This window comes from Trichocoleus sp. DQ-A2 (assembly GCF_039961915.1).
Lineage (GTDB): Bacteria > Cyanobacteriota > Cyanobacteriia > Cyanobacteriales > FACHB-T130 > FACHB-T130.
The window spans coordinates 17,415-40,411 of sequence record NZ_JAMPKD010000013.1 but is presented as its reverse complement, the minus strand read 5'-3'; the positions used below and the strand labels follow the sequence as shown (position 1 = coordinate 40,411).

Below are 22,997 nucleotides of genomic sequence, written 5' to 3'. Positions count from 1 at the left end.
TACACACAATATTCTTATGAGTACCCAAGTCACTCTTACCCTGCCAGATGGGGTTTACCGTAGAGCTGAGCGACTAGCACAACTGAGTAGCCGAGATGTCGCTGATGTCCTGGCAGATACAATTGAGCTTTCACTATCACCACTTGGTCTACAGTCGGAAGCAATTAAACCAATATCAGCTTTATCTGATGATGAAGTGATGGCTTTAGCGCAGCTTCAGATGGAACCGGATCAAGACCAAAGCCTGAGTAGACTGTTGGACAGACAACAAGATGGGACACTTACACAAACACAACGTTCCGAGTTACTAGCGCTGATGCAGGTTTACGAAGAAGGCTTGTTATAGAAAGCCCAAGCAATGAGTGAAGCAGTACGACGCGGCTTGATGGAACCTTGTCGAACGAGAGGGCTTTCGGGATGGTCAACACTTTCATGATTGTCAGTTTTACATCAGCAGTCAATCCCTGTGTGCCAACCAATTTCTAGCCGACACCATTGGACATTGGGGGATTGAAAACCGGCTCCATTGGGTTAGAGATGTTACCTTCGCTGAAGACTTTCCACCCCGACGCGGTGGCAATGCTCCGGTTAATTGGGCGATTTTACACAATTTTTTCATTACCATCGCCAGATTTCTTGGTTTCCGAACTATCCCTCAGGCGCAACGCGCTTTAGCCAATCAACTCTACCAAGTTTTTTCTCTTCTTGTATGAAACCACCCTGAAGGGAGGAGGGGCAGGGGTGGAGTTAAACTCCCTGTCTCCAGACGAGATTGATTGCGTCTGGAGACGATTCTCCGATTCATCCGCATCGTCTGGATAAATGGGCGATCGCTGCCACCAATGCTAATGGTTTCACTGGCTTCGCGACGTGTGTCTGAAAGCCAGCTTTGACAGCCCGCGAGCGATCTTCTTCTCTGGCATACGCTGTCAGAGCCAAAGCTGGAATTCCCTTTTGTTGTGCATCCAGCGCCCTAACTTTGCGGATAAAAGTATAGCCGTCCTCGTTCGGCATATCGATGTCGCTCACCAGGACATCCGGACGCCAATCCGAAGCATCGTCAGTTAAGACTGCCATTGCCTCTTTTGCGGATGCAACTGCCATCACTTCGCCTCCGTAGTGTTGCAAGATAACCGTCAGCAACTCACGGGCATCGGCTTCATCATCTACTACCAGCACTCGCAATCCGTTGAGTCCTGGAGGACACTCTGAGAGTCCTTCGTTGTCCCTGGTCCAGAATCCCTGCTCGATATCCTTTGGCTCGATGAGGACAGCGAGGATCGGCAGCTTCACTGTAAATGTCGCGCCTTTTCCTTCTCCCGGACTTTGGGCAGAGACGGTACCTCCGTGCAGTTCTATCAAGTGGCGGGCGACGGCTAACCCCAGTCCCAGTCCGCCGTATGACCGGGTGATGGAGCTATCAGCTTGACGGAAACGATCGAACACATAGGGGAGAAAGTCGGCAGCGATTCCCTGTCCGGTGTCGCTGACTTGAATCTCAACCCAAGAGTTGCTCCGCTCCAGCCGCACCTCGACTCGCCCCCGTTTGGGTGTAAACTTCACTGCATTCGACAGTAAATTCCATACAACTTGCTGCAAGCGGTCGGGATCGCCGCAGATTAGCCCTGCGGAGGAATCAAGAAAAGACTCCAATCGAATCGACTTGGCACTAGCCGCCGGTTGGATGGTCGCGATCGCAGCTTCAATGACGGAGGATAGCTCCAGCGGACGGACATAAAGGCGAAATTTCCCCTGAATAATCCGCGAAACATCCAGCAGATCCTCAATTAGCTGTGTTTGCAACCGAGCATTACGCTCAATTGTCTCCATTGCCCGCACAATAATCGCTTCGTCAAGCTTCCGAGTCCGAAGCAACTGAGTCCATCCCAGCATTGAGTTGAGGGGGGTGCGAAGCTCATGAGAGAGGGTTGCTAAGAACTCATCCTTCAGGCGGTTGGTTTCTTCAGCTGCCATTCTCGCCTGTTGTTCGTAAACGAGCAGTTTTTCGCGCTCTTGTTCGGCTTGCTTGCGCTCGGTAATGTCTATACAAGAGCCGATATAACCGACAAAGCTCCCGCCTGGAGTCAGCCGGGGAACGCCTCGATCGAAAACCCAGCGATACTCGCCATCAAAGCGCCTCAGGCGGTATTCCATTTCAAAATTTTCGCGGGCATCAAAGGCAGTGCGGTATGTTTCTACACACTGCTGAAGATCGTCAGGATGGAGGCTTTGCGTCCAACCCATGCCGATTGATTCTTCTAAAGTCCTGCCAGTAAAGTCGAGCCAGCCTTTATTAAAATAATTACAAGTTTTGTCGCAATCGCACATCCACAACATCACGGGAGCCATATCTGCCATCAGGCGAAATCGTTGTTCGCTTTCCCGCAGCGACTCCTGCGATCGCTGGCGCTCGGTAATGTCGCGGTAAGCGATCGCGATACCCGCTACACTCTTCACATCTAGTAAATTATTGGCGATCGCTTCAAAATCTCGCCAAGAGCCATCGACTTTCTGGATGCGAAACTGTGCGGTAATTTTGCTGGTTGGAGAGTTGCTAGTTGGAGAATTCAGTGCAGCTGCTAATAGTTTCTCTCCTTGGGGGCGATCGCTCGGATGAACAATTTCAATTGCTTTTTTCGAGAGCCAATTTTCCGGGTCGTAGCCCAAAATCGATTGAATGGAGGCACTGGTGTAGCGAATCGTGCCATCAGCTGCAACAATCACAAGAATGTCAGAGGCATTCTGCGCTAAAGCCCGGAACCGCTCTTCGCTTTCCCGCAGTGCCTCTGCTCTGGCAAGCTCAATTTTTAGCCGTCGATCGAAGACAGAACCCAGCAGCGCTAGCGCCAGCACGATCGTCGTGGCAATTCCAATTTCAACTGCCAGCCAAGAATTGTCCATCATCAGGGACAACTCCATCCCGGAGGGATTGGTTGATTGATAGCTTACCGCTGCCATCCCGGTATAGTGCATCCCTGCGATCGCGCATCCCATGACAATCGCGCTGCCGATCTTTCGCAAGTTCCCGGTTAATGTCGCCGCTGTACGCAGATGAAAAGCTAACCACAAGGCGAGCCAGGAAGCAGTAATAGCGATCGCCATCGAAACTGCTACCAGTCTAAGGTCATAGGTAACGGTCGCTTCTAACCGCATCCCCGCCATGCCCGTATAGTGCATCGCGGCAATGCCACAGCCCATGAAAATGCCACCCGCGAGTAATCTTCGCCAACCCATTTGTTCGCGGCTGACGACATACAAAGCGGCTGCGGAAGCGATCGCTGCGACTCCCATCGAAACCAAGACGGTGGGGAAATCGTAAGCCATTGAGATTGGCAGGCAATAGGCGAGCATTCCGATAAAATGCATCGACCAAATGCCACTTCCCATCGCGATCGCACCTCCTGCTAGCCACAGCTTCCGCCCACGTCCTTGAGCCGCCGTGACTCGTCCCGCTAAATCCAGCGCCGTGTAGGAAGCGGCGATCGCGATCGCCATCGAAAGCACAACCAGACGTAAATCGTAGGTTGCTATCATCTCTTGGGCTGCATCATTGATTCCCTTCATCTCTATACTGAACGCTGAGATTGTGGTGGCAATCGCAATCTCTCACGATCGGATTGCCTAATTCAAGTGTTTAAATTTTATCGGAGCAGCGGTTGAAAACTGTTTAACCTTCAGGAATAGCCTGAGTATATCTTCCTATGAGTTAATCTTATGGAAATCGAGGAGAAGGAACAGAGAACGAGGTAGAATGCCCCTGCACCCCTACCCTTTTTACTTGTCCTTTTTCACCTGCCTTTTTTACTTCTGGCGTTCGCCATTTTTGCCAAACCGAGTTTCTTGTAACGTTGTGCCAATGCCTTGAATGATGCCGCGTCCAATTAAGCCAATGCCTCTGCCGATTACTTGCGTGAGGACGTAAACAACACCGCTACCTAGGAAGGCAACCGTTGAGCGCAGACGTGGCGCGATCGCATCTCTAGTTTCTAGCGCTAGCGTACAAGCGAGTTGGGCACCCCTGAGTTGCTGTAATTCATCAGTGCGGGGGGCATAAATAGAGATTTTTTTGATTCCAATGCCACCCAGCGCTAGCAGAAGATATCGGCTTTCAAAAATTGCGGTTGGCTCACCCACATATCTTTCTAAACGATATTTCCACGATAAATTGTTCCGAAATCGAGCAATTTCCCGCGATGAAATTAACCGTCTATCGTAAAAAATCTGCTTAATTGCTTCCACATCTGCGAAATAGTTCAGCAGGGGTTGGACAACGCTATTGGCAATTTGAATTAATAAATTCTCCAAGATAACTTCTGCTCGATCCCGCGCTTCCGGTGTCCCAAAAGAGTAGGAAACATTATCAATCATCAGCGAAGTTTGAAAAAGCAAATAGTTGATGATTTCGGCAACCAGAGGAATTTTATCTAGAAAAGATTGTTGAATAATTGTTGCATCCTGTAACAATGTATTGACAATATCTACTTCAAGCTTTCCAACTTGAATTGTGCAATATTTGCCAAAAAAATCAGTGGTAGACGCTTGCCACAAATCCCGCAGAATCAGCGAGTGCTTCAGAGCGATCGCTTCCGGCTGTAGCTGGGAAAAGCGCAGTTCCTCTAAGACATCCTCGAATTTACGCAAGATCAGATAAAGCAATTCCCGTTTCTTTTCTTCCAGCAGAATATCAATTTCCAACGGAGAGCCAGTCAGATTTTTTAGCCCAAATTGAAGTTTATTTAAAGTAGCGTCTAGCAGGGGGCTGAGGATCGAGGATTCAGAAAGTGCTGAGGACTGAGTCGCGAGTGTTGAGTCTAACGAGGGATTATTTCTTCTCCTCGGTTCCGGGGTAGGGAGAGGAATCCCACTGCGGCGATCGCGACTTCCCGATCTAGGTGGGTTGAGGAGGTCATTCGGGTTTTCCCCAAGGGGGTCAGTAAAACCCGTCCCTGCCACCTGATTTCTTGCGCCGGTCGTCGCCACAGGTAACAGCTGTTTGACCAGCCAACGGGCTGTCCGCAATTCTCGTCGCCGTCCCGTTAGGATGAACCAGTCTAGTGTCGAAAGATTGGGGTTTTGTACTTGGTTTGTCACCTGGGCGATCGCGGTATCGATTTGCCGTAGTCCCGACTGACGGATTTGCCAGAGCAAGGATGAACGACTTTGTATGACATCTGAGGCTTCTATAGGCGCGTCGTTTTGCGTCTGTACGAGTTCTGACCAGTAAACTTCCCCAACGGCTACCTGACGAAGCGCTGGCACCAGAACCGAGAGATCGGTGCCTTTGGGGCAATAGCCCTCGACGCCTAGGGTTCTGGCTGCTTTCAGTTCCTCTGGCGTGAGTCGTTGGCTGAGAAGGAATATCGGTAATTTCGGGAATTGCGTCTTTAATTCCTGGCACAGCTGCAACCCGATCGATCCCCCCAAAGACAAGTTAGAGCGACCTAAGTTTAGTTCTAAAATCACCAGATTTGGAGCGTTGTCTGTACCAACTCCAGCTGCCAACGTCTGCAAAGCGTCAGCAACGCTATCCGCCTCGGCAACGACTTGCAGGTCGGGAAACGACGCCAAAGCGGTGCTAAGACCCAACCGAAAAATCGGGTCATCATCGATTAGCATCAACTTGAAGCGGCGAACAGTCCCAAGGGTATCCCCTACGCGATCGCTCATCAACAACCTCCTGCTTCACACCGCTTTCTCCCTGCTATAACAGATTACTCATTCCAGGGGCGATGCGAACAGAGCGCGATCGCGTGTCTTGGAAGCGAGGCTAACGCCTCGCGCAGAAAAAGTCAGTTCGCCACGCTTGTATTTTCCACAGAGCGCGATCGCTGCTATCTAACTATTTTTTTGTTTTTTGGAAATTTATCTTAAATCATCCTATTGAATCTTTCCCTCTGTTTAGTTCAAGCTAAAGAAAAAGTTGTAGATTTTAGAGCGGACAAGACCCACAAAATGCGATTAGAGCGGGCATTGCTCCCCCTGCTACTACAGAAACATCATCATCTAGTTCTTGTATTGAAAATCGAGCCGCTATTTCTATAGTCAGATATTTAGCACTTAGAAGCTCTAACTATAGAATTATGCTCAGACTCGACATCTCCTATAAGCTAACGAAGACATACAAAAGCTGGAAATCATTCAAAGCAAGAAGATTTGGATGAACCAAAAATAGGAGGCTTTCTAAGCCACAAACGGTGCATTTATTAGCATCTTGTGTTTTTGAAAGAGGAACTGACGCTGATGACAGCAAAATTTTTTAAGTCAACTATCAAATCCCTGAGCATTCTTTCTGCGGTTGCCTCGCTCCCGCTACTCTTGAACGGGATGAGTGCAAACGCTGCCGGGATTAGTGCTTCTCAGATTACCCCTGAGATAAATGAAGTGCCCATCGATATGCACGGTGGGAGCTATGAACAGCCAACAAGACAAGCGCAGCTGATTCCCGATCCCACCGGGCGTAATGAAGGGCCAACTGTGCCCGCTGAAAACATAGCACCTGCAAAATTTAATCCCCTTGCCCGCTATTCTCCCTCACCCGCGCCGATGCTAAAAAGCGGTAGTCAGGGAGCAGTAGTGACAGAAGTTCAGACAGTATTAAAAGATCGAGGACTCTATAAAGGCGGAATTGATGGCGTATATGGGTCGCAAACGCGCTCAGCCGTCATCGCCTTCCAGCAGTCGAGAAACTTAAGCCCGGATGGGATCGTTGGCCCTCGGACTTGGGAAGCGATGATTGCAGCTTAAAGCAGATACAGAACGATGGGCACGCTCCTGCTGGAGAGTGCCAATAAAAGAGAAAATGCTGAAAAAGTCAAGCAGCTAAACAAACAAAGGCTGCCTATGCAGCCTTTGTTTGTTTAACCCCAGGATGAGAGGCTGGGGGGAATTGTCCAAACCTTGGGAAACTTTACTGTCCCTTCTCGGTGAGGGAGATCGACAGCGTCAATAATTCCCCTCCGGCTCACTATTCGTTTGAGATTCAGAGGAACTGTCTTCGATAGACTGCTGAAGTTCAGCTGCCTTTTGTCTTTCTATTAAAATGGCTTCTCGTTCAGATGCCCAACGAGCGATCGCTCCTTGCGCTTCTCGATACAGTGCCCGACCGTAGCGAATCCTAGAAGCCTTATTAATTGCCGCAGTGAGCCGCCCATTAGCCGCTAAAGCGTTCGCCTCGTTAAGAATCGGCGTATCTTCAGCGATTTGAATTTGTGTTACCCAATCGCTCAGCGATGCCTGTGCCTCAGAGTACAAAGCACGTCCAGGAGCGATTTTGGAGGCAGCTGCAACCGCCGCCTGGAGATTTCCCTGCTGAGCCAAACCTTTCGCTAAATCTAGGATCGGTCGGTCTTCCATCGTTTGGATAGCTTTCGTCCATTGGGCGATATAGGTTTGTGCCTCTATCCGCAAAGGCTGACCCAGCTTAATCCGGCTTCCCTCCTCAACCGCCGCCCTCAAACTTTCTAGAGTTCCCGGTGTTGCCAGCTGTTTGGATCGGGCAAGGGCGATTCGGTCTTGAATTTGTTGAATTTGCTTCCGCCAGTGGGCAATTTGAGTTTGGGCTTCGATGCGTCCGGGTCGTTTGGGCGCGATCGCTTGGGCTTGGCTAATCGCAAATTCAAATGCCAACGGTTGATCGAAGCTGGCTATTGTTTCGGCAAATTGCATTTGCAGCCGATCTTGTAAATTAGATTGCCAAAGCGCCTCGGTCACTCGTGCTTGCTGGCGAAGCGGACTTTTTGGGGAAATCTGACGCAGCGCCGCTTGCGCCTCTAGGAAGCTGAGGATTTTATTTTCCTGAGCAACTGCATAAGAACGACTCAGTTGAATCCAATCTTGAGCTTCCTTATAAACTGAAGTCTTCGGAGGAATCAGCTGGGCGGCGGTAATAGCACGGTCAAACTCTTCCTTCTCGAAATGCTCGGCAGTTATTTTTAGCAACTCCTGGCTCCAGAGATTGATTTCGGCTTTTGCCTTTGATTTGACATAGGTGTTGGGGTTCACCTTTCCTGCCAGGGCGATCGCTGGCGCGTATCCCTCAGGTGTCTTGGCTTCGGCAAATGTCTGCGCCTCTTCTAGCTGTTGCCAAGCTTTTTTTTCCTGACTCATCCGATCGATCAGTTTATCCAGTTGTTTTTGATCCCAGTAGCGGTTATCGAGACGAGACAAAGCTTGTATTTGCAATGAAGCTTCAAACCACTTTTGTTCTTTTAAAGTTGCTAAGAATTTTTTGGTAATCTCCTCACCCTTCCGCCAATCCCCTTGCCATTGTTTCATCGCTGCTTGCACCTCTGGATACAGGGGGCTAGAGGAGGGAATTTGGCGGGCAATGGCGATCGCTCCCTTTAAATCTCCTTGGTCAATTCTCTGACGGGCGATCGCCAAGAGCGATCGCGACCAGTCTTCCATTAGCCGAGTCGCTTCTGGATACACCGGGTTATCGGGGGACAAGCTCTTGACGAACTTCATTGCCTCCACCAGCTGCTCTAACTTACCCGACTGAGCCGCCTGCTGGGCGCAAGTCAACCGATCCATTTCCGGAGCCAAAGGCGACATATTTTTACAGTTAACTTGGGGAGGAATCGTTGCCAGCAAGAAGAAAGCCGCGAGTGCCGTCCCACCCAACCCAAAGATGATACTTAGCCACAACAGCCACCACCGCGAAAATTTGTTTCGCCGTTTAAGCGGTGTCAGAGGCGGCTGCATCGCTGAGGCAGGGGCTTCAGTTTGCTCCGCATCCTCGTCCCGGAGCTTGGTGGCAGATGCGCTGGCATTCGAGACGACTCTAATTACCAGTTTGCGTCCCTGCCGTTGCCGCAATCGGTTTGCCGTGCGTACTTGAAATTCATGTAATTGTCTTTTCACTACCATCTCACTACCACTACCCTTGAGTCCTCGTTTTGCTGCTCCTGCTTGATGACATCGATCCGGAGCCGAATCGCCGTCAGCGTAAAGGGTCTAAAACTGATAATAAAAGCTTTAAGTTTGTGGGGGTAAAGCTTTTGTGCGTGAATTTAGAGATCGAGCTGATTTTTTGCACCCGTGCTTCGCTCTTACATAAGTTATCCTGAAATTCAACTCAATTAGGGATGATGAAAAACAGCTTTTACCCCATTCATCACGATTTGTCGGCACACCAGCCGCCTACACTCCCGATAACATGACTAATAAGTGGCATATTGAGTTATTTCCTAGAATTGAGGTGGGATGAGCCTTAGCATTCGGCATTGGCTGGCGGAGCGCAACATTGAACTGGCAACCTTGAGGCACCCAGGGACTCAGATTGCCGGGATTGCCTTTCGCATTGTCCGGGATATGGAACTCAAGAGCCTGACACCTTTTGATATTAGTGTCTTAGCGGAAGTCTTAGAACTACCTTTGAGAGCAGCTTGGGAAGTGGCAGGCGTAGCTTCCCAACTTTGTGTGGGGTTGCTGCGTATCCTGAGTCAAAAAAAGCCCCTGAAGCGCAACGAAGGAACCTGGCTAACTTTCCAAATTGCTTACCTGAACGCCTTACAAGGAATTTTAGAACAAGAATCTCAACTGAGAAGACCGTGGTTATCTCGTGCAGGCGTCCCAGGCGAGTCAGAAGACTTGTACGGGCAGGTGTGGGATGCGCCCCTTTCCGATCCCCAGTTGCAAGCCTTACTGAAAACTTTGCGTCCCGGACGCCTCACCGATAGTCAGGCAGAACAAGCGCTGAGTATGGTGGGCGACTCCTTTCTCGTGCAGCAGATGAATAGTACGGGCATTGCCTGGTTAATCGCCAATGGTGCCGAGGAAACAGAAGCCAAGCTAATCGCCCAACGCCTGGTTCATGGACTCCCAGGATATTTACTTGCCGCGATCGCTGAAAATGCCTTGCCGCTGGCACAATTACAGAAATTTGTCCAGCTAGGGAATTTATCAACTTGGCAGGATACTCCTGGCGCGGGAAACCCGGAGCGGAAGCGTTCTGGGTTCTCAACTACTTTGAATTTTGAGGCAAATCAAAACTCAGACTTAAACACGCCACAATTTTCGCTGAACCTCGAACGAGAACGCTATCGAGCCAGCCTTCTACAATCTTTGAGCGAACCGTTACTGGCAGAACCTTTTGCCCTAAAGGATTTATACGTCCCCTTGAAGGGAGTGCTGCTCGAAGAAAGCTCCACCCGGTTAGAGACGAAAAATCCCAAGTCAGATCCAACCACGACACCGCTTGCCGCTAACGCCGTACCTGCGAAACCCGTGGATTTAATGGAGTGGGTCACGGCTCAGCTAAATGATACGACCAGCATTGCGGCGATCGAGAGTCTTCCGGGCACGGGCAAGACCAGTTTTTGCCAAATATTGGCATCAACCGTTGCTCAGGAGCTTTACCCTAAATGGATGCCAGCGTTTATCCGACTCAAGGACGCTACCTTGGGGCAAACTTTGGAGCAAACCCTGAACTCTGCCTTCCCTTGGGGCAGATTTACAGATGCAGATGGTTGGCTTTCACCAATGCATCCTCCTTGCTTGTTGATTCTGGATGGCTTGGATGAATTGCCCCGCTCAAGCCACGCAGGGCGTCATTACCATGCCTTCCTGAACCAGCTGATGCAGTTTCAAGGGGAAGCAATGGCGTCTTTTGAGGGCACGCCCCGCCACAAGATTATTCTGACCAGCCGGACAACTGGGAGAGAAGGAGAATATTTCGATCTTGCCTCTACTCTGATACCTTTGCCCCACGATTTGCGGCGGCGGATTGCAATTCAGCCAATGGAACACGAGGAGTTCCGGGAGTGGTTCAAGCAGTGGTCGAAACTGCAATCGAAAGCGATCGCTCAAGGATATTTCGCCTTTGTCAAAGAAAGAGGTGGCTTTTCGACTCGTCCCGTCGGCACCCCAGGCGCTGCTAACGTACTCGCTGCCCTCGTCCGCAAGCCTTTGATGCTTTATCTACTGGGCATCTTGCATCGAGATGGACTGCTCAACGACACGATTTTTCACCTGACATTACCCCAAGCGAAGTTTGAAATTTACGACCGGATTTGCCGCTGGCTCTTGGCATACCCCGAAGCTGGCAGCGGTTCCATGCCTTTTGTGATTCGGGAAGGTCTGGCTCATGCTTACCGCAGCAATGATGCGATCGCTCATCTCCTGCAAAACCGACGCCCCCAAGACCTACGCCACCAGATGCAAGTGGCGGCACTGACCATTCTGCAAACAGGTCGCCATCAAGCCCCCCAATCCGCTGTAGAGGCAACCTTTACCAGAATGGCGACGGAGGCGCACAAACCGATAAACCCCCGCTTACAGCCGTCAGATGACACCCTGCCAGCCTTTTTCTTCCACACTCATCACTCAGCGATCGAGTTTTCTCACCGCAACCTGGGAGAATATCTCTGCGCTGAAGAAATTGCCGCTCAGATGCAAGCCCTCACCCAGCCAGTCCAAGATACCTACGGTGAATTCACCTTTGCGATCCACTCGCCGATCAATGTAGCCCAGTATCTTTATCAATTACTGGGTTATGGCGTATTGTCAGTTGAAATCGAAGACATGGTAATTGAGCGACTGCGGCGGATTTTTGAGCGCAACCCGGCTCAGTTTAGCTTCAATGTTTTGTTTGAACGCCTCTATCGGTTTTACCGCACCTACTGTCGAGGTCGCTGGCTAGATGAAGGAATTGCCCACCAGTGTCACACCCAGTTGCAGGCGTTGCACAACCCCTTAAAAATCTTGCAAATCGATGCCGCCGTTGGGCTGAATGTCTTCTTGTTGCTCAGCGCGATCGCAAAGCAGATGCGCGAAGCACATCTCGGTCATCGGGCAACGCAGATTTCTTTCTGGCCTTGCGGCAACCCCGACCTGCCATCTGAATTTGACGCCGAAGCACTGCTGACTTTAATCGGTCGCACTGTTGTCCTATCTCCCACCGCCTTTTGGCAGAGGGCGCGGCACAGCCTCAGTCAATTACAGCTACGCTCTGCCTGTTTGAATCATGCTCTGTTAGCAGAGGCTAACCTCTGGCAAACTAATCTGTTAGCGGCTGAGCTAGCAGGAGCCAATTTAGCAGGTGCCAACCTCCAGCAAGCTAATTTGTCTTGGGCGAATCTCTCCGGTGCTGACTTATCAGGAGCCAATCTTGCTGGAGCAAGGCTTGAAGGGGCAAACTTAACCGGCGCTAACCTGCAAAGAACCAATCTTACGTTAGCGAACATCACTCATGCCTGTCTGTTTCAAGCCCAGTTAGATGACCAGAACCACTACTTTGCCCGGAAAAATGGTGCCCTATTTTCCTTGGAAGAGTTCCAGGCATACATTCAAAGATTACCCCGTCTCAAACAGGCTGGAAGCGCTCAGGACAAAGGCAGTGCAGATTCTGAACCTACAGTGTTTCTGATAGAAAGTGCCGAAGGAGAACCGATGTTGCCAGAAGCACCTACGGAGGACGAAGACGATGAAACGGTGATTGCAGAAACTTCTTCTACCCTAGGGGAACCCTTAGCATTCCAAGAAGCTCCGAAGGTAGATTCCCAATACGATGATGAGACGGCGCTAGTAGAAAACCCTCAACGAAGCAATTAGCTGTTGAGGGTGTTAAAAACTCTAGAACCCTATGAAGTATTCGTTAGGTTTCGCTAACGCCCAATTCCACTTACTAGCGCTAGTGGGTTTATTTGTAAATGTTAGGTAAAGGAAATTTGGAGCAGCGATTTAATCTCCAGTTTTCCCACCCTCAGTTAGCCCACTTAATCAAACTAGACAGCCTGCTACAAGCGTTTTTCACTAAACTTTAATCAGCCTGTAGTTACGCAAAATTTTCCGTCCCTACAAACGGTTTAAAAAATTATTGATATAGCAGCAATCGGTGTTAAAAAGTGGATTCTACCGTCTACTGATTACCCGTTCTCCGCTTGAGACCCAGATTCCGGTAATTTGTACCCGTAGAAGTTAATGCAATATTCACTAATCCGAACCCCTGTTTGTTGTTCAATTTCTTTAAGCAGGGTTTCAGGCAGTTCTACATAAACATCTAAAATCTGATTGGTATCCAGACAGTTTACGTGGCTGTGAGCGTCGCTGATATTGCCGTACAAACGACCATCCGCACGCTCAATACACTCAATAATGCCTTGAACCGATAGCGCTTCTAAATTTTGATACACGGATGTATGACCGATGTCCTTACCTTGGTGGTTCAAGCGGTCATAAATTTCTCGCGCCGACAGGTGTTCTTTCGCTTGCCACAGCAATTCCAGAATGAAGCGGCGTTGACGGCTCACGCGCATACCCAGCGCTTGACACCGATTTAAGGCATCCTCTAACGAGCGAATAGGTTTAACCGCTGCCGCTTCTTTTTGCATACTTTAGACTTTGACACGCTTGCCTGCTAATCCAAACTCATTTCCACTTTAACCTAGCTATTCTCGGAATGTCCACCGTCCCAATATTCTAGGACAGCACTATCGAGTGCAGCCGATTAATTGATTCTATTGTTGCAGTAAATTTTCTTCTAGAAGCCGGGCGATCATGGCGGTTCTAGAAGTGACACCTAACTTGCCAAAAATCCGGCGTAAATAGGTAGCAACTGTCCAATGGGTAATGCCCAGCTGATTCCCAATACACTTGTTGGGAAGACCCTGTGCGACCAATCGGGCAATCCGCTGTTCTTGGGGACTGAGGCTAATCCCGCGTTCTGACTTGGGGCGACAACGCACCAAATAATAGTGGGTTCCGTCAACATCAGATTCAAAGATTACTTCATCCACCGTCTGCTCAGATTTTTGAATCCCTTTGGATGGACTAACAGAATCAACTTGTTCTACAAGGTGCTTGAGCATTTCTTGGGGGATCATTGCCTCTCCTTGTTCTTTGGTTTTCATTTAACGATCAGAACTCGTAATTTCACGCAAAGTATCAGGAGTAGATGCCCGATCTTTATCAAATCTTCACATAGCCTTGTGGAAAATACTTACTTCCTGACATAGTGCTGCTACAGGAAAATTGAGATGGATTTCGGAGATGGATGAATCCCCCAGATTTTTTGCTGAATGCATCGTATTTGTTCTATGCTGAAAAACCTGGAAGCGAAGCCTCAAGTTGCCTGTATTGTAAAGATTGCAAACCTGTACGCCGTATAGTTGCTGAAAGAATATAAGACTAAAGTGCGATTAAGTGAGATTAAGTGCGATCGCGCTGAGTGGATGTCGCCAAACAAAATGTCTGTTAACGCAGTTATAACAGCGTGGATAACAAAAAGCTAACGACATCTTACAGCTAAAGCTCCTTTCTACCCTGGTCAAAAAGGGAAATGACGGTGGAAAGGCTATCAAGAGACATCAAGCGAATTGTCGCTAGCCCGATACAAAGCGTGGGACAACTAATTTAGAGCTGGGACTGGCGTGAGATCGGAGCAAGGCTGCAACAATGTAGAGAGAAGCCAGCGCTAGCCAGCGCTATTGTCGGCATTCAAAGTGTGTCACCTTAACAATGGTTCAATGACGACAGCAATCGCGCTCAATTCTGACTTGATTCAAACTCTGGATCTGTCGCCGGTGCAGTCGGCGATCGAAAAGTTGCTCCAAGAGGGAGCGATCGCATCCTCGGAACAGCAACTGCGTTTTGAGATTGACTATCCCCGCGAACCGGAAGATCCACGAGAACTCTCCGAAATCCCAGAAGTCCGTCTATGGTTTATTCGCTTAGATGCCCAATATCCCTGGATGCCCTTTCTGCTGGATTGGAAATCCGGTGAACTCGCCCGCTACACTGCTATGCTCGTGCCACACCAGTTCAATCGGACAGAAGGGATTGAGTACAATCCCGAAGCCCTAGAGATTTTTGTAATGCAAAAAATCTTTGTCCTGACACAATGGATGAAGCAGATGGGAATCCCCAGTACCTCTCGTGTAAAGTCAATGGCTAAAATGCTCGGCTATGAGCTGGATGATGCCTTCTTTGAGTTAATCGGCTGATCTAGCCGTCCTAAATGCTTCGTGAAAGCGAGATTCCCGACTTCTCTAAGAAGTCGGGGATCTAAACCACTGGTATCTCACAACTAACATGGGATTACTATTGCTATAGATACATAGATAGCAGATCAGCCTAACTCCTAACTCCTCAGCCGTCTTTCACTCACTCCTCAGCCCTCAATCCTAAACTCCTAACTCCTCAGCCGTCTTTCACTCACTCCTCAGCCCTCAGCCCTCAGTCCTCAGTCCTAACTCCTAACTCCTCAGCCCTCAGTCCTCAGTCCTAACTCCTTTTTAAAGATAGCCTTCCAGCGTTTCAGGTTAAAATCAATTGCGGAAGACTCTAAAACATTGGGAGAGGTTCCGTTGCCTACACTTGGCGTCAATATCGATCACATTGCCACCATTCGGCAGGCACGACGGACAGTAGAACCAGATCCGGTGGCAGCCGCGGTGCTGGCAGAACTTGCCGGTGCCGATGGGATCACGGTGCATCTGCGGGAAGACCGGCGGCATATTCAAGACCGAGATGTGCGATTACTGCGGCAGACAGTGCGGACTCATTTAAATTTGGAGATGGCACCCACCGAAGAAATGGTCGCGATCGCTCTCGACATCAAACCCGATTACGTCACTCTCGTGCCCGAAAAACGCGAAGAAGTGACGACAGAAGGCGGATTGGATGTTTCCAGTCAAATCGACCGAATTGGGGAAATGGTGACAAAGTTGCAAGACACCGGAATCCCCGTCAGCTTGTTCATCGACGCCGATCCCGGTCAGATTATGGCAGCTGCGATTATTAAGGCGAAGTTCATTGAACTGCACACGGGTTGCTATGCCGAAGCAGCAGATGAAACCAGTCGAGAGAAGGAATTAGCCGTGTTAGCCAAAGGATGCGAGCAAGCGCGTGCTGCTGGCATCCGGATCAACGCCGGTCACGGTCTTACCTACTGGAACGTTTACCCTGTTGCTTGCCTTGAAGGGATGGAAGAACTCAATATTGGTCATACCATTATTAGTCGAGCAGCTCTTGTCGGAATAGAACGAGCCGTTCGAGAGATGAAACAAGCAATGTTCGGTCATTGGTAACAACTGAAGTGTCATGAGTGATGAGTCTTCAGTCACTCGCTAATGACTCATCACCGATTGCTAACAACCCATTACCCATTAACAACCTATTAAGATGCAAAATTACTACTACGTTCTGGCTAGCCAACGCTTTTTACTCGAAGAAGAACCCTTGGATGAAGTCCTCAAAGAGCGTACCCGTAACTACCACGAACAAGAAAAAGAAATTGATTTTTGGCTAGTCAAGCAACCGGCATTTTTAGAGGCACCGGAAATGGCAGCAATTAAGTCTCAGTGCCCTCAACCTTCTGTGGCAGTCATTTCTACGAATTCCCAATTTATTACCTGGTTAAAGCTGCGGTTAGAGTTTGTGCTGAGCGGGGAATTTCAGGCACCTTCCCAAAGTATCCCTAATCCACTTGCTTCCCTCGCATCCGTTTCCTGAGAAGGCAAAAGTAAACAGTTAAAAATTAAGGAAAAAAGCAAAAAGGAAAAACTGAAAACATGAAAAAAATCTTTCTTTTGCCTTTTGCCTTTTTTCTTTTGCCGGGTGCAGTTGCTTCTGCTCAATCGTCGCCTCCCACTTGCCAGCCGCCTCCCCAAGGCGAGTATTTGGTATTAGTGGGAAGCCAAACGAGGGAAAGTCAAGAGCAAATTCAACGAACGTTGCCTAACAACACAAGTACGTCAACTTGTAAATATCTTGAAGATACGATGACGCGGATTGGTGGCTTCAGGAGCGTGGAAGATGCCAACGGTTGGGCACGTTATCTGAATGAGATTGTTGGGCTATCGGCTTTCGTTCTCCGACCTCCAGAGGCACCGGCAAATCCAAATGCACCCACCTATAAACCGCAGGCACTCGGTGCTGGTTATGCGGTGTTGGTGGATTATTCAAGCAAACCGGAAGTAGCGGCTCAAGTACGGCAGATGTTGGGTCGCGATGTTGGCTTGGTTTCCTATGTCCAACGTCCTTATTTACTGGCGGTTTACACAACCAATTCAAATGAGGCAAATTCGGCTTTAAGAAGATTGAGCGATCGCGGTTTTTTGGTGATGCTAGTCGATAGCCGCCGAGTGACACTGCTCAGATCGTCAGTGGTGAGTAGATAGCCAATCGTAGCGGTCGGTCATTAGTCCTGGTCAATCGCGAATCACTAATGACCAATCGCTAATATGCTGGCCCTGCTAAGCAGGAGACGGCGATGCCGAGTGCTGAACCCACAATCACCTGAAACGGTGTATGTCCCAGTAACTCCTTGAGACGGTCTTCGTTAAACTTGTGATGTTCTTGAAATAGCTCATCGATAATTTGGTTCAGGATGCGAGCTTGCTTACCCGCAGCCTGACGGACGCCAGCGGCATCGTACATGACGATAACGGCAAAAATGGTGGCGAGCGCAAATTCAATGCTGTCCCATCCCACTGTTTGTCCAATGCCGGTTGCCAGCGCTGTTACCAATGCTGAATGAGCGCTTGGCATCCCGCCAGTGGTAACTAAGACGCGCACATTCACCTTGCCATGTTGGGCTAAGTCGATGATCAGCTTGGATGCTTGAGCAATTAAACAAGCTACGGTTGCAACCAGTAGCACATGGTTTTCTAGGATGTGGGCAAAGTCCTGCATTTTGTTTTGCGTTGGGTAAAAACGAGCAGCATTGCAAGTTAGGAGCGTTTAGGAGTGAGGGGCTTATTTTCTAGTGAGTGCGAGTAGTAATGAAATCTGCGATCGCAATCAGGGGATTAGCTTTTTCTCCAAAGGTTGCCAGTTCTCCTTTGGCGGCGTCAATCAGTTGCTGAGCCTTAACTTTTGATTCCTCAAGTCCCCAAAGCCTTGGGTAAGTTGCCTTTTGGGCTTGAATGTCCTTCCCAGCAGTTTTCCCCAACTCCTCCTGAGTCGCCGTGATATCCAAAATGTCATCCACAATCTGAAACGCCAACCCAATATTTTGGGCGTAGCGAGACATCCGTTGCAAGGTTTCCATTTCTGCTCCCGCTAAAATCGCGCCGCAGACCACACAAGCTTCTAGTAGCGCACCTGTTTTGTGGGTATGAATGAAAGTGAGCGTTTCTTCCTGAATATCCGGCTTTCCTTCAGATTCCAAGTCAACGACTTGACCGCCCACCAATCCCGCAGCACCAACTGCTTTGGCTAACTGAGCAATTACCTGCAACACTCGCGCTGCCGGTACATTCTGGGTATTTGAGGCAATGAACTCAAAGGCGTATGTCAGTAGACCATCCCCCGCCAGAATGGCAATATCTTCACCATAAACCTTATGGTTGGTCAATTTGCCCCGCCGGTAGTCGTCGTTATCCATCGCCGGTAAGTCGTCGTGAATCAAGGACATGGTATGAACCATCTCCAAGGCGCAAGCAGTGGGCATCGCCATTTCTAGGGTGCCTCCAGCCAGTTCGCAGCTGGCAAGGCAAAGAATCGGACGCAGGCGCTTGCCTCCAGCTAAAAGCGAGTAGCGCATCGCCTCATAAATTTTCTCTGGGTATGTGACTGGGAGGGAACTATCCAGAGCTGCTTCTACCAGAGCCTGTTGTTGAGTCAGGTAGGTTGAAAGGTCAAAGGTCGCTGATTTACCTTTGGGAGCATGAAGGTCATCTGTCGCTAACATCCCGTGATTCCTTGTAGCACAGTCGTTTCCGTAACAATTTTACGGGGCTTTGGGTCACAAAAAGTTACGAATTATGAGCGATCGGTGTTGAGTGATGGAATTCGTCCAGAATCCTCGCGCCTCAAACCGCCTTCATTCAAAACTAGAGATAGCGCTGGCTGTAGCTCCAGACTGTATTTTGCAGCAGCATCGCGACGGTCATTGCGCCAACCCCGCCGGGAACTGGGGTGATAAACTTCGCGACCTTTTGGACGGAATCAAAGTGGACATCTCCCACCAAACGGGATTTCCCGGCGTCGTCGGTGACGCGATTGATGCCAACATCGATTACGACAGCACCAGGTTTAACCATTTCGGCGGTAATCAGCGCTGGACGACCCACGGCTGCCAGCAGAATATCAGCGTTGCGGGTAATGGCTGGGAGATCGTGCGATCGCGAATGGGTGATGGTAACGGTGGCATCTGCGTCTAAGAGCATCAAAGCCAACGGCTTGCCCACGAGGATACTTCGCCCTACGACTACTGCCTGTTTTCCCTTCACATCAATCTGGTATTCCTGCAACAGGCGCATGACTCCGGCTGGCGTGCAGCTGCGTAAACCAGCTTCAGAGCGCACCAATCGCCCCAAGTTCAGCGGGTGCAGTCCGTCAGCGTCTTTATCTGGATCGATTTGATGCAGCAGGGAAACAGCGTCTAGGTGGTCGGGTAGGGGCAGCTGAACGAGAATTCCATCAACCCGCTCATCTTGATTCAGGTTTTGAATGACTTGCTCTAGTTCTGAAGCGGTTGTTTCCGCCGGGAAATGGGAACCATAGGAGGCAATCCCGACTTTGGCACAGGCGCGTTCTTTATTCCGCACGTAAGCAGCGCTGGCTGGATTATCGCCAACCATCAGCACTGCCAGTCCTGGAGGGCGTCCTGCCGTGGCTTGTATTTGCTGAATTTGCTCTTGTAGCTGTCCGTAAATTCGTTCAGCGAGGGCTTTACCGTCTAATAGTTGGGCGATTGATTCGTCCATTGTGGTGTCAGAAATGTGGGCAGGAATTCGTTCTTTGGGGATGAAACAGAGCGCATCTGTCATAGGATAGTTTCGCAGATTTCCCACCCTTACTGCCAAAGGATAATGAGAGAAAAGGAACGCGATCGCGTTTTTCCTTTTGCCTTGTAGCTGCATCTTAGGGGGATTTCCTTCGCCTTCTTTGCGTTTAATCTTATTTGAGACAGTCCTGCCCGACTGTAAATCTTTGGAAGATTCACTATATTTGTACCAGTCAGAGCCATCTGGATAGGGATAAGTATTAATACCGAAATAGTGAGAAACTTGAGATTTCCCCGATGCAAGATATGAGGTCAGTCAAAATCCGGGTATTGCAATTCAGCACCACCACACTACTTTTGGGTGGGTTGTTCGGCTGCGGTCATGTGGCTCAGTCTGGATTGGGTCTGTTTAACAACCGCAGTGTCCCGATCACCAGTATTAGCGATCTTCAACAGAGTTATGAGGGCAACCCGACGGTTTATCTGGAAGGCAAGGTAGCATCTCAAGCGCCTTTTGTGGGAAGCGGCGCTTATGAATTGCGAGATGCGACGGGAAAAATATGGGTTTTCACCAGCCAGAGTCTCCCCGATAGAGGAGATGAAGTTTTAATCAAGGGGAAAGTGCAGTATCAAAGCATTCCCTTAGCGGGGAAAGATTTAGGAGAAGTTTTTCTTCAGCAGCAGGAACAGCTAGAGCGGAAGCCAGCGAAGAAGGGAGCGCCTTTACTACCGGAAGGAACTTATGAACAATAAACCCATTGTTGAGGTAGCGATCGCAATCCTCTATCGCCAGGGCAAATTTCTCCTCCAGCTGCGCGACAACATCCCCGGTATTCTCTACCCCGGACACTGGGCATTTTTTGGCGGACACATCGAACCTGGGGAAACGCCAGACGAGGCTATCAAGCGGGAACTGCTGGAGGAAATCGGCTATACACCGCCCACGTTATCATTGTTTGGCTATTATCCCGATACCTATGTTCTTCGCCATGTCTATCAGGCACCGCTTCCCGTGGAACTCAACCATCTGGTGCTAGGAGAAGGCTGGGATATGGATTTATTAACGCCTGAAGAAATTCAACGCGGCGAGGGTTACTCTGAAAAAGCTGGGCAATTACGACCGTTAGGCCCTCCTCACCAAAAAATTTTACTGGATTTTATGGACAAGTTTCCTCAATTGACTGCGTAGCCAGAGGCATAACTTTTCACTTGTTATGAACCCCGATTTCAAAACCTCAACATGATGCAATCAGCAAACAAATTACCGCGATGGGTCGTTTTAGGATTGGCATTTCCCCTCGCCGTTCTCAATGGTTGGCTATTGCTACTCGTGTTGCAATATTTTCAACCTCTGGTTAACGTTTTTGTTGCTGCACTCTTGCTGGCTTTTGTATTAGAGTATCCTATCCGGTTTTTACAGCAACAAAAAGTTAAACGGAACAATGCGGTCGTCGCCGTTTCCCTGGTGGCATTGCTAATTTTGGTAGGTTTAGGACTTACCTTAGTTCCGATCATTTGGCAACAGCTCAACGAACTGGCGAATATCTTGCCTAGCTGGATTGATTCGGGGAGGCAACAACTCCAAGCTTTTCAAATTTGGTCTGAAACTCAGCAACTTCCAATTAACTTGGGTGGAATCGTTACTCAACTAACAGACCGATTATCCAGTCAACTTCAAAACGTAACGGGTAGAATTCTTAATTTTGCCTTTGATACGATTGGCAGTGCTGTCAATGTCCTGCTAACAGTGGTTCTAACTTTCTATCTAATATTAAATGGAGATCGTCTCTGGGACGGAATTTTTAAGTGGTTTCCGGCTAGCTTTAGTTCCCAAGTAAGACAAGCTCTCCGCGAAGATTTCCACAATTATTTTATCGGTCAGGCGACGTTCGCTGCTTGGAGCGGATGTGTGATCACGCTGGCATTTCTGGCTTTGCGAGTGCCGTTAGGATTATTGTTTGGAATTGCAATTGGTTTTTTGGCTCTTTTTCCCTTTGGTGCCGGAATCGGTATCAGCATTGTTAGTCTGCTAGTAGCATTACAAAATTTTTGGCTAGGGGTGGAAGTGTTAGCTGTAGCCGCCGCCATCGATCAAATCAATGCTAATTTCATCGCGCCTCGCATTTTAGGTGGTTTTACTGGCTTAAATCCTGTTTGGATTTTGCTTTCGCTGTTGATAGGCGCGAAGCTGGGAGGGCTATTGGGGTTATTAATTGCCGTACCTTTAGCGAGTTTTATCAAAAGTACCGCAGATAGCTTGCGCGACGGCAAATGGAACGAGATAGAGGAGATTGAATCTGAACCTACATCCTTAAATGTTTCGCCCGTCATAGCGTCTAAGAGCTTAGCGAGTGATGCCGGGAGTTGATGACTGTTTTAATTGGTACAAATGCCCCTTGAGAAGGCAAGACTAATAAATGTTTCTTGAATCAACGCCGATAGTTTGGCATAACGGAAAGTTAGTTGAACGGGAAAATGCTGCGCCTTCTATTGCTAGCCATTCTCTGCATTTAGGTATCGGCGTTTTTGATGGGATCATGGCTTATTGGAATCGCGATCGCTATTACATTCATCGCTTAGATGCACATTTAGACCGCCTTCGCAATGGTTCTACACATATTGGTTTGGGTTTTTCTTGGTCGAACGAAGACCTGAAAGCAGGTCTTTTGGCACTTTTAGAGGCAGTTCCGGCAACAAATTACTATATCCGACCGATTGTTTATCGTTCGGTGCCTCAACTGAACTTTAACGATACAATGCCGGTCGATGTGACCATCTTGGCAGTGACGATTCCTCGCGATGTTGATAAATCTTTGACTTGCCACATCTCCCCTTATGAACGGGTTTCTGGTAACGCAATTCCAGTGGCGTGGAAACTCTGTGGAACTTATGTAAACAGTTATTTAGCTCGTCGTGCTGCTGAAGTAGCTGGATTTAATGATGCGATTTTGCTTGACCAACAAGGCAGAATTACTGAAGCGGCGGTAGCTAATCTTTTTATTCTGCAAAAGGATACAGTAATTACGCCTGCGCTGACTCCCAATATTTTCCCTGGTATCACCCGCGCCACACTGCTTGATATTGCAGGGGAATTAGGAATTGAAGTGGTTGAACGGGATGTGCGACCAGAGGAATTAGGGAATTTTGACGGAGCTTTTCTCGCTGCGACGATGATGGAATTGAAGCCATTAGCAAGTATTCATCCTTATCAGTATGATTCGGCAAATCATCCTCTATTTAGACGCTTTTTGAAGGAATTTCGCGAAATCACGCACCAATAGGCATGATTTTTAGCATCTCGCAAACTTCCTTTTGTGGAGACACC

At 49.0% G+C, this 22,997-nt stretch carries 19 protein-coding genes and 1 pseudogene; 12 read left to right on the top strand and 8 right to left on the bottom strand.

The features are described 5' to 3' along the window. The first annotated feature begins 16 nt into the window (after positions 1-16). The gene (locus NC997_RS14795; protein ID WP_190526786.1) at positions 17-346 is read left to right on the top strand and encodes a hypothetical protein; all 330 of its coding nucleotides are present in this window, start codon (positions 17-19) and stop codon (positions 344-346) included. 154 nt (positions 347-500) lie between these two features. After that, positions 501-611 (top strand): annotated as a pseudogene (locus NC997_RS14790) (ISAs1 family transposase); the annotation flags it as partial. A gap of 190 nt (positions 612-801) precedes the next feature. On the opposite strand, the gene NC997_RS14785 reads toward NC997_RS14790, so the two are convergent. Both NC997_RS14785 and NC997_RS14780 read right to left on the bottom strand, forming a co-directional pair. After that, complete coding sequence (locus NC997_RS14785; protein ID WP_190526784.1) at positions 802-3,564, bottom strand: MHYT domain-containing protein; 2,763 nt, start codon at positions 3,562-3,564, stop codon at positions 802-804. Positions 3,565-3,801: 237 nt separating this feature from the next. Next, on the bottom strand, positions 3,802-5,667 hold the full coding sequence (locus tag NC997_RS14780) for a DUF3685 domain-containing protein (RefSeq protein ID WP_190526782.1): 1,866 nt from the start codon (positions 5,665-5,667) through the stop codon (positions 3,802-3,804). A 573-nt stretch (positions 5,668-6,240) separates the two neighbouring features. Here NC997_RS14780 and NC997_RS14775 point away from each other — a divergent pair. Beyond that, a complete protein-coding gene (locus NC997_RS14775) occupies positions 6,241-6,744 on the top strand; it encodes a peptidoglycan-binding domain-containing protein (protein ID WP_199306141.1) in 504 nt (167 codons plus the stop codon). Positions 6,745-6,942: 198 nt separating this feature from the next. Here the strand turns inward: NC997_RS14775 and NC997_RS14770 are convergent, their stop codons facing one another. Next, positions 6,943-8,862: a hypothetical protein gene (locus NC997_RS14770; protein WP_190526780.1), complete on the bottom strand. Its 1,920-nt coding sequence runs from the start codon at positions 8,860-8,862 to the stop codon at positions 6,943-6,945. Between the two features lie 342 nt (positions 8,863-9,204). Between NC997_RS14770 and NC997_RS14765 the strand changes: the two genes are divergently transcribed. After that, positions 9,205-12,552, top strand: a complete 3,348-nt coding sequence (locus tag NC997_RS14765) for a pentapeptide repeat-containing protein (protein ID WP_190526778.1) — start codon at positions 9,205-9,207, stop codon at positions 12,550-12,552. A gap of 314 nt (positions 12,553-12,866) precedes the next feature. Here the strand turns inward: NC997_RS14765 and NC997_RS14760 are convergent, their stop codons facing one another. Both NC997_RS14760 and NC997_RS14755 read right to left on the bottom strand, forming a co-directional pair. Then, the gene (locus tag NC997_RS14760; protein WP_190411365.1) at positions 12,867-13,331 is read right to left on the bottom strand and encodes a Fur family transcriptional regulator; all 465 of its coding nucleotides are present in this window, start codon (positions 13,329-13,331) and stop codon (positions 12,867-12,869) included. A 126-nt stretch (positions 13,332-13,457) separates the two neighbouring features. Next, a complete protein-coding gene (locus NC997_RS14755) occupies positions 13,458-13,850 on the bottom strand; it encodes a helix-turn-helix transcriptional regulator (RefSeq protein ID WP_242028996.1) in 393 nt (130 codons plus the stop codon). A 615-nt stretch (positions 13,851-14,465) separates the two neighbouring features. Between NC997_RS14755 and NC997_RS14750 the strand changes: the two genes are divergently transcribed. The 4 genes from NC997_RS14750 (at position 14,466) to NC997_RS14735 (ending at position 17,120) form a co-directional block, all read left to right on the top strand. Then, positions 14,466-14,942 (top strand): CRR6 family NdhI maturation factor, encoded by a 477-nt coding sequence (locus NC997_RS14750; RefSeq protein WP_190411366.1) that lies wholly within the window; start codon positions 14,466-14,468, stop codon positions 14,940-14,942. 363 nt (positions 14,943-15,305) lie between these two features. Next, a complete protein-coding gene (locus NC997_RS14745) occupies positions 15,306-16,028 on the top strand; it encodes a pyridoxine 5'-phosphate synthase (protein WP_190526776.1) in 723 nt (240 codons plus the stop codon). A 94-nt stretch (positions 16,029-16,122) separates the two neighbouring features. Further along, positions 16,123-16,452: an MgPME-cyclase complex family protein gene (locus NC997_RS14740; protein WP_190436491.1), complete on the top strand. Its 330-nt coding sequence runs from the start codon at positions 16,123-16,125 to the stop codon at positions 16,450-16,452. 59 nt (positions 16,453-16,511) lie between these two features. Continuing rightward, positions 16,512-17,120 (top strand): hypothetical protein, encoded by a 609-nt coding sequence (locus tag NC997_RS14735; RefSeq protein WP_190428919.1) that lies wholly within the window; start codon positions 16,512-16,514, stop codon positions 17,118-17,120. Between the two features lie 58 nt (positions 17,121-17,178). Here the strand turns inward: NC997_RS14735 and NC997_RS14730 are convergent, their stop codons facing one another. The 3 genes from NC997_RS14730 to folD all read right to left on the bottom strand — a co-directional run bounded on the left by NC997_RS14730 (position 17,179) and on the right by folD (position 19,652). After that, positions 17,179-17,634 carry a divergent PAP2 family protein gene (locus NC997_RS14730; protein WP_190411370.1) on the bottom strand — a complete coding sequence of 152 codons (456 nt, stop codon included), beginning with the start codon at positions 17,632-17,634 and terminating at the stop codon, positions 17,179-17,181. Positions 17,635-17,704: 70 nt separating this feature from the next. Continuing rightward, the gene (gene crtE, locus NC997_RS14725; protein WP_190526775.1) at positions 17,705-18,634 is read right to left on the bottom strand and encodes a geranylgeranyl diphosphate synthase CrtE; all 930 of its coding nucleotides are present in this window, start codon (positions 18,632-18,634) and stop codon (positions 17,705-17,707) included. 142 nt (positions 18,635-18,776) lie between these two features. Then, positions 18,777-19,652: a bifunctional methylenetetrahydrofolate dehydrogenase/methenyltetrahydrofolate cyclohydrolase FolD gene (gene folD / locus NC997_RS14720; RefSeq protein WP_190526958.1), complete on the bottom strand. Its 876-nt coding sequence runs from the start codon at positions 19,650-19,652 to the stop codon at positions 18,777-18,779. A gap of 326 nt (positions 19,653-19,978) precedes the next feature. Here folD and NC997_RS14715 point away from each other — a divergent pair, with 326 nt between their 5' ends. The 4 genes from NC997_RS14715 to NC997_RS14700 are packed head-to-tail and all read left to right on the top strand — an operon-like array spanning position 19,979 to position 22,953. Further along, positions 19,979-20,425, top strand: a complete 447-nt coding sequence (locus NC997_RS14715) for a hypothetical protein (RefSeq protein WP_190526956.1) — start codon at positions 19,979-19,981, stop codon at positions 20,423-20,425. Further along, the gene (locus NC997_RS14710; protein ID WP_190526773.1) at positions 20,415-20,861 is read left to right on the top strand and encodes an NUDIX hydrolase; all 447 of its coding nucleotides are present in this window, start codon (positions 20,415-20,417) and stop codon (positions 20,859-20,861) included. Before NC997_RS14715 ends, NC997_RS14710 begins: the two co-directional genes overlap by 11 nt. 54 nt (positions 20,862-20,915) lie before the next feature. Next, the gene (locus NC997_RS14705) at positions 20,916-22,040 is read left to right on the top strand and encodes an AI-2E family transporter (protein WP_190526954.1); all 1,125 of its coding nucleotides are present in this window, start codon (positions 20,916-20,918) and stop codon (positions 22,038-22,040) included. A gap of 49 nt (positions 22,041-22,089) precedes the next feature. After that, entirely contained in the window at positions 22,090-22,953 is an 864-nt protein-coding gene (locus NC997_RS14700) for an aminotransferase class IV (protein ID WP_190526771.1), read from the top strand. Positions 22,954-22,997: the final 44 nt, after the last annotated feature.